This window comes from Streptomyces sp. NPDC046759 (genome assembly GCF_040645475.1).
GTDB lineage: Bacteria > Actinomycetota > Actinomycetes > Streptomycetales > Streptomycetaceae > Streptomyces.
Map to the genome: position 1 here is coordinate 26,280 of NZ_JBEYYJ010000004.1, position 13,505 is coordinate 39,784.

The 13,505-nt window shown below is 72.2% G+C and carries 11 protein-coding genes and 1 riboswitch; of the genes, 6 read left to right on the forward strand and 5 right to left on the reverse strand.

The genetic code is table 11. From position 1 onward, the window contains the following. Nucleotides 1-45 precede the first annotated feature (45 nt). On the forward strand, nucleotides 46-1,326 hold the full coding sequence (locus ABZ919_RS06760) for a hypothetical protein (RefSeq protein WP_361243546.1): 1,281 nt from the start codon (nucleotides 46-48) through the stop codon (nucleotides 1,324-1,326). 267 nt (nucleotides 1,327-1,593) lie between these two features. Continuing rightward, a complete protein-coding gene (locus ABZ919_RS06765) occupies nucleotides 1,594-2,124 on the forward strand; it encodes a DoxX family membrane protein (RefSeq protein ID WP_361243548.1) in 531 nt (176 codons plus the stop codon). Nucleotides 2,125-2,269: 145 nt separating this feature from the next. Here ABZ919_RS06765 and ABZ919_RS06770 read toward each other — a convergent pair whose 3' ends face one another. Both ABZ919_RS06770 and ABZ919_RS06775 read right to left on the reverse strand, forming a co-directional pair. Continuing rightward, nucleotides 2,270-2,479, reverse strand: coding sequence for a hypothetical protein (locus ABZ919_RS06770; protein ID WP_361243550.1), 210 nt, complete (start codon nucleotides 2,477-2,479; stop codon nucleotides 2,270-2,272). Next, nucleotides 2,466-3,914, reverse strand: a complete 1,449-nt coding sequence (locus ABZ919_RS06775) for a PspC domain-containing protein (RefSeq protein WP_361243552.1) — start codon at nucleotides 3,912-3,914, stop codon at nucleotides 2,466-2,468. Before ABZ919_RS06775 ends, ABZ919_RS06770 begins: the two co-directional genes overlap by 14 nt. A gap of 211 nt (nucleotides 3,915-4,125) precedes the next feature. Here ABZ919_RS06775 and ABZ919_RS06780 point away from each other — a divergent pair, with 211 nt between their 5' ends. Both ABZ919_RS06780 and ABZ919_RS06785 read left to right on the forward strand, forming a co-directional pair. After that, nucleotides 4,126-5,412: a PspC domain-containing protein gene (locus ABZ919_RS06780; protein WP_361243554.1), complete on the forward strand. Its 1,287-nt coding sequence runs from the start codon at nucleotides 4,126-4,128 to the stop codon at nucleotides 5,410-5,412. Then, complete coding sequence (locus ABZ919_RS06785) at nucleotides 5,409-6,143, forward strand: response regulator transcription factor (RefSeq protein ID WP_361243556.1); 735 nt, start codon at nucleotides 5,409-5,411, stop codon at nucleotides 6,141-6,143. The genes ABZ919_RS06780 and ABZ919_RS06785 overlap by 4 nt, the downstream gene beginning before the upstream one ends. A gap of 18 nt (nucleotides 6,144-6,161) precedes the next feature. Here the strand turns inward: ABZ919_RS06785 and ABZ919_RS06790 are convergent, their stop codons facing one another. Continuing rightward, a complete protein-coding gene (locus ABZ919_RS06790; protein ID WP_361244076.1) occupies nucleotides 6,162-7,226 on the reverse strand; it encodes a C40 family peptidase in 1,065 nt (354 codons plus the stop codon). A 431-nt stretch (nucleotides 7,227-7,657) separates the two neighbouring features. On the opposite strand from ABZ919_RS06790, the gene ABZ919_RS06795 reads away from it, so the two are divergent. Next, nucleotides 7,658-8,011 carry a hypothetical protein gene (locus ABZ919_RS06795; protein WP_361243558.1) on the forward strand — a complete coding sequence of 118 codons (354 nt, stop codon included), beginning with the start codon at nucleotides 7,658-7,660 and terminating at the stop codon, nucleotides 8,009-8,011. Between the two features lie 3 nt (nucleotides 8,012-8,014). Here the strand turns inward: ABZ919_RS06795 and ABZ919_RS06800 are convergent, their stop codons facing one another. Further along, a complete protein-coding gene (locus ABZ919_RS06800) occupies nucleotides 8,015-8,986 on the reverse strand; it encodes a hypothetical protein (protein WP_361243559.1) in 972 nt (323 codons plus the stop codon). Between the two features lie 420 nt (nucleotides 8,987-9,406). Further along, the gene (locus ABZ919_RS06805; RefSeq protein WP_361243560.1) at nucleotides 9,407-10,570 is read right to left on the reverse strand and encodes an NlpC/P60 family protein; all 1,164 of its coding nucleotides are present in this window, start codon (nucleotides 10,568-10,570) and stop codon (nucleotides 9,407-9,409) included. Between the two features lie 7 nt (nucleotides 10,571-10,577). Next, a riboswitch (cyclic di-AMP (ydaO/yuaA leader) is annotated at nucleotides 10,578-10,746 on the reverse strand. Nucleotides 10,747-11,001: 255 nt separating this feature from the next. Between ABZ919_RS06805 and pcrA the strand changes: the two genes are divergently transcribed. Beyond that, nucleotides 11,002-13,491 (forward strand): DNA helicase PcrA, encoded by a 2,490-nt coding sequence (gene pcrA, locus ABZ919_RS06810; RefSeq protein ID WP_361243562.1) that lies wholly within the window; start codon nucleotides 11,002-11,004, stop codon nucleotides 13,489-13,491. The last annotated feature ends 14 nt before the right edge of the window (nucleotides 13,492-13,505 follow it).

Sequence of the window (13,505 nt, forward strand, 5' to 3'; positions counted from 1 at the left end):
CCCGCCAGCCGTGCCGGAAGGTCGTGGGGAAGGCGGGCGCCGGTCGTGGCGGTGCAGGAGGCGAGACAGGGCACGGATGCCGACGGGATCCACGAGGGCGGCTGCACCTGCGGTGGCTGTCCGCACGGCGTCCGGGAGGGGCACCGGCGGGCCGTCGCCGCGTTCCTGCGCCTGCGCGACGAGTTCGCGGCCGGCCAGGGTCTGCCGCCGGCCGTGGCGCACTCCGCCTCGGCCTCCCGGCAGTGGGTCTCCGAGGAACTGACCCAGCGGGCGGAGGCCGTCGCCGAACGCGGCCGCGCCGAGGGCGAGGCGTGGCTCGGCCGGCTGTGGCTGCGGACGGTGTGCGCGGTGTGGGGCGCGGTCCTCGCGCTGCTGCTCGGCGAGGCGCTCACCGCGATCGGTGCGGGCTGGACCACCGCCCGCACCGCGGCCCTGGCCGCAGCGCTGGTCGTCGCCTGTGCGCTCAGTGCCGCCTCCTTGCTGCACCGGGCCCGCGGCGGGCCGCTGGCGCCGGTGATCGGCGAGGACAACCGGATGTCCACCTCGCGTACCGTGGCCGCCTGTTGGGTGCTGTTCCTCGGTTACGCGATCCTGCTGCTCGCGGGGCGTCTGGCCGCCGCCTCCGACCACGCCGAACGCGATGCGCTGATCTCCGGCCTCGGCCTCGCGCGCGGCGCCGGCGCGGTGACCGTCCTGGCCGTCGTCTGCGGCATCGCCGTCCTGGTCCGGCGGGTGGTGGGCCTGCGTGTCGTCGCACAGCGGCTGCAGAAGGTCCCGGCCCACCGGCCACGCGCCGCCGACCTGCTCACCGACGACTCCGGCCGGGGCGCCTTCACCGACATCCAGTACGTCGCCGTCAGCGCCGTCGCCCTGCTGTTCGCCGCCGTACGGCTGACCCGCCGCCCCGACCAACTGCCCGACCTGCCCTGGGGGCTGGCCGTGGTGGTGCTGATCTCGGCCCTGACCTACCTGGCCGGCAAGTACGCCGAGGGCGGCCGCCCGGTCGTGCTCTCCGTGGTACGCGCCCGCGAACCCGGTGACCTGGACGGTCCGATCCGCACCGGCGACGACATCGAGATCCGTGGTGCCGGTTTCGTACCGCCCGGCGCCCAGAGCGCCGACCGGCTCTCCCGCATGGTGGTCCGTGTCGGCGCCGTCGACGTCCATGTGCCGCTGGTGCCCGTCACCGGCGGCTTCCGCAATCCCACCGACACCGTCCTGACCGTCCCCGTGCCGGTCGAGGTCGAGCCCGGGGCCGTGGAGGTGCAGGTGATCACCGCGGCCGGGGTGGCGACCAACCGGTGCATCGTCCAGGTGACCGACTGACCCGGTGGACGGCGGACCGACTGACCGACTGACCCGGTGGACGGCGGAACGACTGAGCGGCGGGCGTGCAGCAGACCGATCTGCCGACCGGCCGGTGGGCGTGCAGCAGACCGATCGGCCGACGGATCCCGTCCGGTCCTGTCGCACCCAGGCCGCGCACCGAACCGAAATTCGGAAAAACGTCCGGGACGGGATTGAACTGCGCCCCCTTGTCATACGTATGGTCAAGGAAGGGGCGGTACGGCGGGCGAAAGGCGGCTGGCGGAGATGACTCACGGCACCCGGACGGACACGCATCTGAACCGGCTGAACGGCCTGCGCGGTTGGCGGGACACCGCCGGGCATTACGCTCTCCTTCCGCTGCGCGTCTTCCTCGGCGTCACTTTCATCTACGCCGGCCTGGACAAGCTCACCGACAGCGCTTTCATGAAGTCCGGCGGCGCCGGGTCCATCGGCGACACCATGCGCTCGGCCCGCGACTCCGCCGCCATCCCGGCCCTCGTCGACCTGGCCCTGAAGGCCCCGGTCGGCTTCGGCTACGGCATCGCCCTCGGTGAACTGGTCGTCGGCATCGGCACCCTGCTGGGTCTGCTGGCCCGGCTGGCCGCGCTCGGCGGCGCGCTGATCTCGCTCAGCCTGTGGCTGACGGTGAGCTGGGCGACGACCCCCTACTACTACGGCAACGACCTCGCCTACCTGATGGCCTGGATCCCCCTCGTCCTCGCCGGTGCCCCCTACCTCTCGGCAGACGCGGCCTGGCGTTCCCGACGCCGACACCAGCTGGGCGGCTACCGCTGACGGACGGCCGGGACCGGTGGGACGACGGGGCGGCCGGGACCGGCATGGGACGGCGGCGTGGCGGGACCGGCAGGACGGCGGGACGTCCGCCGGCTGGGCCAAGCCGACGGCCCGACTGCGGATCCCGGCACTTCCGGCAGCGTGCCTAACCGCGCTCCGCGCCGCGCCGTCTGCGTATGCCCCGGGCCAGGAGCGCCGTGACACCGGCGAGCCACAAGCCGCCCACGATCAGCGGGACGACCGCGAACCACGGCGTCTCCCACAGGCCGTCCGCGTCCCCCGCGAAGGCCACACCGGTGGCGGTGAGGAAGAGCCCGGCGACCAGCTTCCCGGGCTGGAACTCATGACGCAGCACGGCTGACCTCCACCTCTCCCACACCGACCCCTAGCGTGAGGTCCAGCGTGCCGGCGTCCTTGGCGCCCTTGGCCGGTGTCAGCGTCACGTTCTCGAGCCTGCGCGGCTGCACGTCCACGTCCTTCCTGCTGTCGCCGGGCAACCGGATGTCGCCGACGCCCACCTTGATGTCCATCCGCACGGTCGCGTCCGCCGGCACGACCACCCTCAGCTGTCCGGCGCCCACATGGGCGTCCGTCGCGACCGTCCGTCCCTTGCCCGGGCGCACTTGGCTCAGGTCCAGCGTGCCGCGCCCCGTGCCGAGGTCGTACGCCGGCCGCACCTGCGCCGTCGCCGCGGGCTTCCAGGAGGTGTCTCTCCACTGGGTGGTGATGTCCCTGGGCAGGGCCGCCGCGCCGGCGAGCAGCGCCGCCGTGACGATCGCCAGGAACACCGTCCCCGCTCCGGTGCGCCCCAGGAACGCGCTGACCGTGACACCCAGGCCGAACACCGCCAGCGCACACGCCAGACCGGTCTGCAGACTGGTGCCCAGCGGATGCGTGTGCCAGGTCAGCCCGGTGCCCAGGCCGCCCGCCACCAGGGCGAGCAGGAACACCCAGCCGCCGATCCACCGCGGGCCGCGCGGTCTCGGGGGAGCGGCGGGCTGCGGCTGTACGGAGCCGTGAGGGGTCCACGGGGTGGCGATGCGGACGTCGACCACCGAGGTGAGGTCCCGCTCGCGGGCGTCGCCGGGCCCCCACAGATAGCCGGTCCCGCCCACATGCGTGCCGTCCTTGACGATCGGGTCCCGCCACCAGGACGGATAGATCGTGACGACCGGCGGGGCCTGGGCCTCCGGCGGGGCGTCCGCGGCAGCCTGCGCGGCGAGCGGATCGGGATCGGGGGCACCACGGCGCCGCGACCAGTACCCTGCGCCGGCCAGCAGCAGGGAGAGCACCACGGCGAAGGCCAGCACCCCGCCGTTTCTCAGCATGGTCAGCAAGACCCCGCAGCCGACCAGGGCGAACAGCACGGCGGCGAGCGCCTGGCCGTCGACCCGGCCCGTCAGCAGCTTGCGGACCTCGTTCTCCTCCTCGTCCTCGTACGGCACCAGGAGCCAGGCGAAGCCGTAGAAGATCAGGCCGATGCCACCGGTCGCGGACAGCACGGCCAGGGTGATCCGGAAGATCACCGGATCCATGTCGGTGTGCCGGCCGACACCCGCGCACACGCCCGCGATCATCTTGTGCCGCCGGTCGCGCCGGAACCGGTCGGGGGTCTCGGCGGGGGGCTGCTCCTCTTCCTGTCGCGGTGCGTCGGCGTGCGTGCGGGTGCCGGCGCCGGCCGCTCCCCTCTCCGTCGCGGCGGGCGCGGCATCCGTCGGTCCGGTGCCCGGGGCCGGGCGCGGGCCGGGGCCGGGTCCCGGACCCGTCGCGGCGTGCTCGTGATCCGTCATGGGTCCATGGTGACGGCCGGGGCGCCGCCGCGGCAGCCGGGACGACCCTGGCCGAACCCTGAAATCGGCCCCGAGGCGGAGCCGGGAACCGTTCGAGCGGCACGCGACCGACCCGGCCCGGCGTTCGCCCGCCCCTGCCCCGGGAAGATCAGGGGCGTATCGGGGGCCGACCCTGATGCCTGGATCCGCTGGTCATGTGACCATCGTTGGCATGCCGGAAGCCGCAAGCCTGACAGCCGACGACCCGCGGCCGCCGCGCAAGCTCTACCGCAGCAGTGACGGACGCTGGCTCGGCGGAGTGGCGCGGGGCCTCGCCGGGCATCTCGGGCTGCCCGTCATCTGGGTCCGGCTCGCCTTCGTCGGCCTGTTCATGGCCAACGGCCTCGGCGCGCTGCTGTACGCGGCGTTCTGGTTCTTCGTCCCGCTCGGCGTCGGCGGCGTCGGAGACCACAAGCCGCCGGTCACCGCGGAGACCGTGCCGGGCGGCCGCCGCAGACTCGTGGCCCGCAAGCCGGACCGCGGCCAGATCGTCGCGCTGCTCCTCATGGTCATCGTGTCCATGGTCTTCGTGAGCAGCGTCAATCTCACCAGCGCGGCCAAGGCGTATCTGCTGCCCGCCGTCCTCGTCGCCGCCGGTGTCGCCCTCGTCTGGCGCCAGGCGGACAACGCCCGCAGAGCCCGCTGGGTCGAGGCCGGCCGCCGGCGCCGCACACTCACCCTGCTGCGCGCGGCCGGTGGTGTCCTGCTCGTCACGGCCGGGGTCTCCGCCGTGTTCGTGATGCAGGGCTCGGCCGCCCATCTCGGCGCGGTCCTCCAGGCGGCCCTCGCCGTCCTCGTCGGCATCACGCTGCTCGCCGGCCCGTACCTGGTCCGTATGACCCAGGACCTGTCCGAGGAGCGCCTGATGCGCATCCGCGCCCAGGAGCGCGCGGAGGTCGCCGCCCACGTCCACGACTCCGTGCTGCACACCCTCACCCTGATCCAGCGCAACGCGGACAACGCCGGCGAGGTGCGTCGCCTCGCCCGCGCCCAGGAGCGCGACCTGCGCACCTGGCTGTACAAGCCGGAGGGCACCGGCAAGGACGAGGCCGACGGGCCGGACACGGTCGCCGAGGCGGTGCGGCGCAGCGCCGCGGAGGTGGAGGACAAGCACGGAGTGCCCATCGAGGTCGTCGTCGTCGGCGACTGCGCCCTGGACGAGAGGACCGGCGCGCAGATGCAGGCCGCGCGCGAGGCGATGGTGAACGCGGCCAAGTACGGTGGCGAGGGCGGCGCCGTACAGGTCTATGCCGAAGTCGAGGGGAGGACGGTCTTCGTCTCCGTGCGCGACCGTGGCCCCGGCTTCGACCTGGACTCGATACCCGCCGACCGCATGGGCGTCAGAGAATCGATCATCGGCCGCATGGAGCGCCACGGCGGCACGGCCCGGCTGCGGTCGGTGCCGGGCGGCGGCACGGAGGTCGAGCTGGAGATGGAGAGGGTGGAGAAGACGTCATGAGCGAGGCGAAGGGCACGGCGGGAGCCGCGGGAGCGGCGGGGTCCCCGGGCGCCGACGGCGGCGCGGGCGGACGGCACGTACGGGTGGTCCTCGTCGACGACCACCGGATGTTCCGCACCGGCGTCCAGGCCGAGATCGGGCAGACCGCCGAGACCGGCGTCGAGGTGGTCGGCGAGGCCGCGGACGTCGACCAGGCGGTCACGGTCATCACGGCGACCCGGCCCGAGGTGGTCCTCCTCGACGTCCACCTGCCGGGCGGCGGCGGCGTCGAAGTGCTGCGCCGGTGCGCGGCGCTGACGGCCGACACCGAGAGTCCCGTCCGCTTCCTCGCGCTGTCCGTGTCGGACGCGGCGGAGGACGTGATCGGGGTGATCCGGGGAGGCGCCCGCGGCTATGTCACCAAGACCATCACCGGCGCCGACCTGGTCGACTCGATCTTCCGCGTCCAGGAGGGCGACGCCGTCTTCTCCCCCCGGCTGGCAGGGTTCGTGCTGGACGCCTTCGCCTCCACCGACGCCCCGCCCGTGGACGAGGACCTGGACCGCCTCACCCAGCGAGAGCGCGAGGTGCTGCGTCTGATCGCCCGTGGCTACGCCTACAAGGAGATCGCCAAGCAGCTGTTCATCTCGGTGAAGACGGTCGAGTCCCATGTCTCGGCGGTCCTGCGCAAGCTCCAGCTGTCCAACCGCCACGAGCTGACCCGCTGGGCGACGGCCCGCCGGCTGGTCTGACCCCTGCGGGCGCCGCCCTCACGCCACCCGGGTCGCCCCCGCGAACGGCATCTCGTCGATCGGTGCCACCCGCACCGGGGCCGACGGGTTCGGTGCGTGGATCATCTGGCCGTTGCCGATGTAGATGCCGACGTGACTGATCCCGGCGTAGAAGAACACCAGGTCGCCGGGCTGGAGTTCGGAGAGGGCTACGCGCCGGCCCGCGTTGATCTGGGCGTAGGTGGTGCGGGGCAGGGAGATGCCGGCAAAGCGGTAGGCGGCCTGCACCAGGCCCGAGCAGTCGAAGGCGTTCGGGCCGGTCGCGCCCCAGACGTAGGGGCTGCCGAGCTTGGCGTAGGCGTAGGAGACGGCCGCCGCGGCACGCCCGTTCGCGGCCGTGTCCGACGCGGCCGGCTCCGGCGTGTCCCGGGTGTCCGAGGCCGAGCGGGAGGCCCGTCCGGCCGTGCCGTCGTCGCCGGTGGCCTCGGCCCGCTGCTTCGGGGTGAGCTGGGCCAGCAGGCGCCGGGCCTCGTCCAGCCTGCCGGTGATCACCTTCTTCTGGCGCCGCAGCTGCGCCTGCCATGACCACAGGGACGTCAGCTCGACGCGCGCGGCGCCGCGCAACTGCTCGATCTCCCGCAGCTGTTCACGCACCTGCGACACGGCGGCGGTCTGCCGCTCGCCGGCACGCTCCGCGAACGCGGCGTCGTCCAGGTACCGGTCGGGGTCGCCGGAAAGGGCCAGCTGCCAGGCCGGGGCGAAGCCGCCCTCGCGGTACTGCGCCGCCGCGAACGAGCCCAGCGTGTCCCGGGTGCTGTTGAGGTTCGCCTGTTTGCGTGCGGTCTCGTCCCGCAGGCCGTTCAGCCGCCGCTGCGCGCTGTCCGCCTTCTCCTTCGCGCCGTCGTACGTCTCGGTCGCGGCCTCGGCCTCCTTGTACAGCTTGTCCACCTCGGTCTTCACCTGTGCCGGTGTGAGCTGCGGCTCGGCATGGCCCGTCCCGTCGAACCCCGTCGCGGTGGCCGCACCCGCCAGGGCGAGCGTGAGGGCCGTGCGGGCCGTGGGACCCCCGATAGGGCGTTGCCGGGGCTTGCGGTGCGCTGCCACCTGGACCGTCACGTCCTTCCGTACGACTCGTACGTCCGAGGGGTGTGTGCGTCCGGCGGCGGCCCGCACAGGGGAAGCGGGCCACCGCCGGACCTTTCTCGGCGGTGGTGGCCGACGGCCGCCCCTGGCTCGGGCGGCGGCGGGGAGCCGGTCACCTGGGGGAGGACGGTAGGCCCGGGTGTGACGAGCAGGTAACGCAGTGTGCGGAACTGGTCCCGACGGATCAAAGCGTGACCTTATGTGACCGAATTGCCGTTCTCGACTCGTCGTCTTCACGCAGCGTAATGACCGAAGCGTCGAAACGGGGGTGGTCGGGAGGCATGGGGTGCTATGGAGCGCATATATGCAAGCCGTCCATGTTTGATCGCCGGCCGCCGTGGCCGGGGGCCGGTGACCGGCGGCCCCTGTGCCCCTGGTTAGGCTCCGGCCCCATGGGCGTACTCATCCACCTCTTCGTCGGCCTGCACATCATCGGCATCGCCGCGCTGCTCGGCGGTTTCCTCACCCAGATGAAGGCGATGGGCCAGGGCGCGGCCCGGTTCGTCCCCGGGATGCTGCACGGCGCGCTGACCATGCTCGTCACCGGCGTGGTCCTGGTCGGCCTCAATCAGGCCGACGACCACCACGTCAACACCATCAAGATCGGCATCAAGCTGGCGCTGCTGATCGTGATCCTCGGGCTGGTCTATGTGAAGCGCGACGAGGAGAAGATCGACAAGGGGATGTTCGGGCTGGTCGGCCTGCTGACCATGACGAACATCTTCATCGCCGTGCTGTGGACCTGACGGTCAACCGTCCCCGTCCCCGTCCCCGGAGCACGCCGCGAGCAGCGCACCCGCGGCGACAGCGAACCACGCAGCCACTGCCACCCACAGGAGCACCCGGCCCGGCAGGCTGAGCCACAGGACGCCGAGGCCGGTGGCGACGGACAGCGTCGCCACCGCCGTCATCCCCATCGGGAACACCGTCGACCAGCGCAGCACGTGGTAGCCGTGGCGGGGAGGTGCCGCCTCGGCGGCCAGCAGTACGACGTAGCCGGCCAGATCCAGCACGAGCAGCGCGATCGTCACGGTGCGCAGCACGCCGCGGTCGTCGTCGTTCCACAGGTACATGCCCGTGTCCGAGGCCATGAGCAGCTTCGTGCCGGCCAGCGCCGAGATGGCGAGCGCCCCGCCCGCGATCCACTGGTCGCCCGCTCCCCGCAGCACCTGCCGTGCGTCGAAGTGGACCAGCGCGAGGACGTAGAGCAACAGACCCAGCCAGAACACCACCAGCGCGGTGTGCGCGAGCCACGCCGTGCGCTCGGCGGCGGCCAGTGTGGCGGCCGACACGGCGAGCGCCTCCGTGGCCACGCAGCACAGGAACACCGCGCCGGGCATGCGCGGCCTAAAGTGCCGTACGACCAGGACGAGCAGCGCCGGCCAGAGCAGTGCCGCGAGCGCCAGCAGCGCCTCGGCCAGGGCCTGCAGGCCCAGCATCGCGACCCGGGTGGCGATCACCGCCGTCGCGGCGACGGCGGTGAGCGAGCCGGGACTCTCCGCCTCGTTCACCCAGCGCCGGCGCTCGCTGACGAGCCGCAAGGCGAAGCCGGCCGCCAGGGCCGCCCAGGCGACGGCTGTCATCGCCAACGCCAACAGGGAGGCCGTCTCGGCGCCGGTCTGGTGCAGCCCGACCGACAGGATGCCGGTCGCCATCACTGCGGACCCGGCCGCGGGGGACCGCTCCTCCCACCACGCGCGCAGAGCCGAGATGCCGCGCATGCGCCCGATGCTAGTGCTGCGACCGGAAAGGTTCACCGGCTCGCGACGCCCGGCCCGGCACCTCGCCGCGTTGTCGCCTCACCCAAGTACATCCCGTACGCGGGCGACGCTCCGCCTTGCGATGCTCCCCCACTGCCTGAAGGCGTGGGAGGTGCCCCCAGCACCGGACGCCGCGAGCTCTCCAGCAAACCTTTCCGGTCACAGCACTAGGGAGCGGCAGCGCCCCACCGGTGAAGGGCCCGCGCGCGTGAAGAGCGAAAACGCCACTACGCACGCGTGGCCGCACGGAGGCCGGTACGCACGCGTGGCCGCACGGGCGCCGGTAAGCACGCGTGCGTGCACGCTCCGGCGCCCGGAGGCCGGCACGCACGCGTGGAGCCCGGAAGGGCCGGTCGTACGTCCCGGCGCGCCCGGCGGCGGTCAGCCGGGTCGGACCACGCTGTGGATGATCGATTCACCGCCGTAGTAGATGGACTCCTCGCGGACGTACGCGCCCGGCTTCGGGGCGTGGATCATCATGCCGTCGCCTATGTAGACGCCGACGTGGCTGATGTCGTCGTAGAAGAAGATCAGATCGCCCGGCCGCGCGTTGGCGAGCGAGACCGTGGTGCCCGTGTCGACCTGCTCGTACGTGGTGCGCGGAAGCGTGACACCGGCGGCCCTCCAGGCGGCCTGGGTGAGGCCCGAGCAGTCGTAGGAGTCCGGCCCGGTGGCGCCCCACACGTACGGCTTGCCGATCTGGGCGCGGGCGAAGGCGATCGCCTTCTCCGCCTTCGTGTCGTACGAGCTGGACGCCGTGGAACCGGCCGAGCCGGTGCCCGTCGAACCGGAACCGGACTGCGTCGACGAGGACGACGACGAGGCGGCCTGCTGCTGGGCCTGCTGCTTCGCCAGCTCGGCCGCCTTGCGCGCCGCCTCCTGCTGTCTCTCCCGCTCGATGGCGGCCAGCCGCGCCTTCTCCTGGACCGTCAGCTGCGACAGCAGCTCGCGCGCGGAGGCCAGCTTCTTCTGGACGGTGGCCTTGGCGGTCTGCAGGTCGTGCTGCGAGTCGGTCAGCGTCTGCAGGCTCGCCGCGGCCTCCCGCCGCTTCTTCATGGTCGCGGCCTGATCGCCGATGTAGGCGTCGACCGCGCTCTTCTCGCGCGAGGTCAGCCGGTTCATCAGCTGCGTCTGGTCGAAGTAGTCCTGCGGGTCGTCGGCCAGCAGGAAGGTGGCCGTGTCGGGGGCGGCGGCGCCGGTGCGGTACTGGGCCGCGGCGAAGGAGCCCAGTTCCTCGCGGGCCTTGTTGAGGCGTGCGGTGCGCCGGGCGACGTCGTTGCGCAGGGCGTCGACGCGTCCGCGCTGCTTGCCGGTCCGTTCCTTGGCCGCGTCGTACTTCTCGGTCGCCGACTCCGCCTGGCGGTAGAGGTCGTCGACCTTCTTCTCGACCTCCTCCAGGCTCGGCGTGTGGTGATCGGTGCGCGGTACGGCCTCGGCGGTCTGGGAGAAGACGGCCATGGAGGTGAGGGCGGCGGTGGCGAGGGCGGGGGTGCGCAGGCCCGCTGCGGTGGTTCCGCCGGGGCGCGGCTTGCGGTGCGACGCCAAGGGAGGCGACTCCTTCCAATGGGCCGCCTACCGGGTTAGCTGTCGGGTTCGGGCGGCGGTTCGGAAGGGTTGCCCTACGGCGTCGTCCCTGTGGGAGTCGGCCGATTCACCCCGGGATCGGTGGGTCCCCGGCTCCACGCACCACGCGGGCGCGCCGGACTCGGCGGAGGCCGCGCACGCGGCCTGACGGCAACCTAGCCAACTGGTGTGACAAGTGTGAAGGTTGGTGCGCGATATGTCCGATACATTTTCGTGATCTGGGCTCGGTACCGCGTTCCCGTCATCGGGTGATTCCGCAGCGTGAGGGGTTCTGGCGGTCGGCCCGAGGAGTTCTGGCGATCCGCCCGAGGGGCTCTGCCGGTCCGCCTGTGACAGTCGTCTTTCCGGGACGGCGACCGGTTGTCGGTGGGGCGCCCTAGACTCGGAGAGCGATGAGCAGCCTCTTTGACGACAGCTTCCTGGCGGACCTCCAGCCCTCTCGCGGGCGCGAGGAGGAGCCCCCGCCGCCGCCCGAGGACGATCACGTACCGGAGTCGATTCCGGACGATCTGTTCGGCGGGAAGTTCGACGTGCCGCCGGACCGGGACGCCTACTACCGCGACGGCGCCCCCCGCCCCCCGCTCGACGCGGCGGCGCTGCTGGAGGGGCTGAACGAGAACCAACGCGCCGCGGTCGTCCACGCCGGGTCCCCGCTGCTCATCGTCGCGGGCGCCGGTTCCGGCAAGACCCGTGTGCTCACCCACCGCATCGCCCACCTGCTCGCCGAGCGGAACGTCCACCCGGGCCAGATCCTCGCGATCACCTTCACCAACAAGGCCGCGGGCGAGATGAAGGAACGCGTCGAGCAGCTCGTCGGGCCGCGCGCGAACGCGATGTGGGTGATGACCTTCCACAGCGCGTGCGTGCGCATCCTGCGCCGGGAGTCGAAGAAGCTCGGCTTCACGTCGTCGTTCTCCATCTACGACGCCGCGGACTCGAAGCGCCTGATGGCCCTGGTCTGCCGCGACCTGGACCTCGATCCCAAGCGCTTCCCGCCGAAGTCGTTCAGCGCGAAGATCAGTAACCTGAAGAACGAGCTGATCGACGAGGAGGACTTCGCTTCCCAGGCCACCGACGGATTCGAGAAGACCCTCGCGCAGGCCTACGCGCTCTACCAGTCGCGGCTGCGCGAGGCCAACGCGCTCGACTTCGACGACCTGATCATGACGACGGTCAACCTGCTGCGCGCCTTCCCGGACGTCGCCGAGCACTACCGCCGCCGCTTCCGCCACGTCCTGGTCGACGAGTACCAGGACACCAACCACGCCCAGTACGCCCTGGTCCGCGAGCTGGTCGGCACCGGCGAGCGTGCCCCCGAGGACGCCGACACCCCGCCCGGGGAGTACGACCTGCCGCCCGCCGAGCTGTGCGTCGTGGGTGACGCGGACCAGTCGATCTACGCCTTCCGTGGCGCGACGATCCGCAACATCCTCCAGTTCGAGGAGGACTACCCGAACGCGACGACGATCCTGCTGGAGCAGAACTACCGCTCCACACAGACGATCCTGTCCGCCGCCAACGCGGTCATCGAGCGCAACGAGTCCCGCCGCCCGAAGAACCTGTGGACCAACGCCGGCCAGGGCGCGCGCATCACCGGCTATGTCGCCGACACCGAGCACGACGAGGCCCAGTTCGTCGCCGACGAGATAGACCGCCTGGTGGACGCGGGCGAGGCCAAGGCCGGCGACGTCGCCGTCTTCTACCGCACCAACGCGCAGTCCCGCGTCTTCGAAGAGGTCTTCATCCGCGTCGGCCTGCCCTACAAGGTCGTCGGCGGTGTCCGCTTCTACGAGCGCAAGGAGGTCCGGGACGTCCTGGCCTACCTGCGTGTCCTCGCCAACCCGGAGGACTCGGTGCCGCTGCGCCGCATCCTCAACGTCCCCAAGCGCGGCATCGGCGAGCGCGCGGAGGCGATGATCGACGCCCTCGCCCAGCGCGAGAAGATCAGCTTCCCGCAGGCGCTCAAGCGCGTGGACGAGGCGTACGGCATGGCCGCGCGCTCCACCAACGCGGTCAAGCGGTTCAACACGCTGATGGAGGACCTGCGCACGATCGTGGAGTCCGGCGCCGGACCGGCGACCGTGCTGGAGGCCATACTCGAACGCACCGGCTACCTGGCCGAGTTGCAGGCGTCCACCGATCCGCAGGACGAGACCCGCATCGAAAACCTCCAGGAACTCGCCGCCGTGGCACTGGAGTTCGAGCAGGAACGCGCGGAGGGCGAAACGGGCACGCTCGCCGACTTCCTGGAGCAGGTCGCCCTGGTCGCCGACTCCGACCAGATCCCGGACGAGGAGGACGGCGACGGCGTCATCACCCTGATGACCCTGCACACCGCGAAGGGCCTGGAGTTCCCGGTCGTGTTCCTGACCGGCATGGAGGACGGCGTCTTCCCGCACATGCGTGCCCTCGGCCAGACCAAGGAGCTGGAGGAGGAGCGGCGCCTGGCGTACGTCGGCATCACGCGCGCGCGGGAGCGGCTCTACCTCACGCGGTCGGCGATGCGCAGCGCCTGGGGACAGCCGTCGTACAACCCGCCGTCCCGCTTCCTGGAGGAGATCCCGCCCGCCCATGTGGAGTGGAAGCGGACGGGATCGATGGCGCCGGCACCTTCCGGCCCGGCCTCCGGGATCGCGGCCTCGCTGTCCTCGACCCGCTCGCGTTCCTCGGCGTCGGGCGCGTCCGGCTTCGCCACGCGGCGCACGGCGGAGAAGCCGGTGGTGGCGCTGGCTGTCGGGGACCGGGTCACCCACGACCAGTTCGGACTCGGCACGGTGGTCGCCGTGAAGGGCACGGGCGGGAACGCGGAGGCGACGATCGACTTCGGCGACGCCAAGCCGAAGCGGCTGCTGCTGCGGTATGCGCCGGTGGAGAAGCTCTAGGAGGTCCGGGGGCG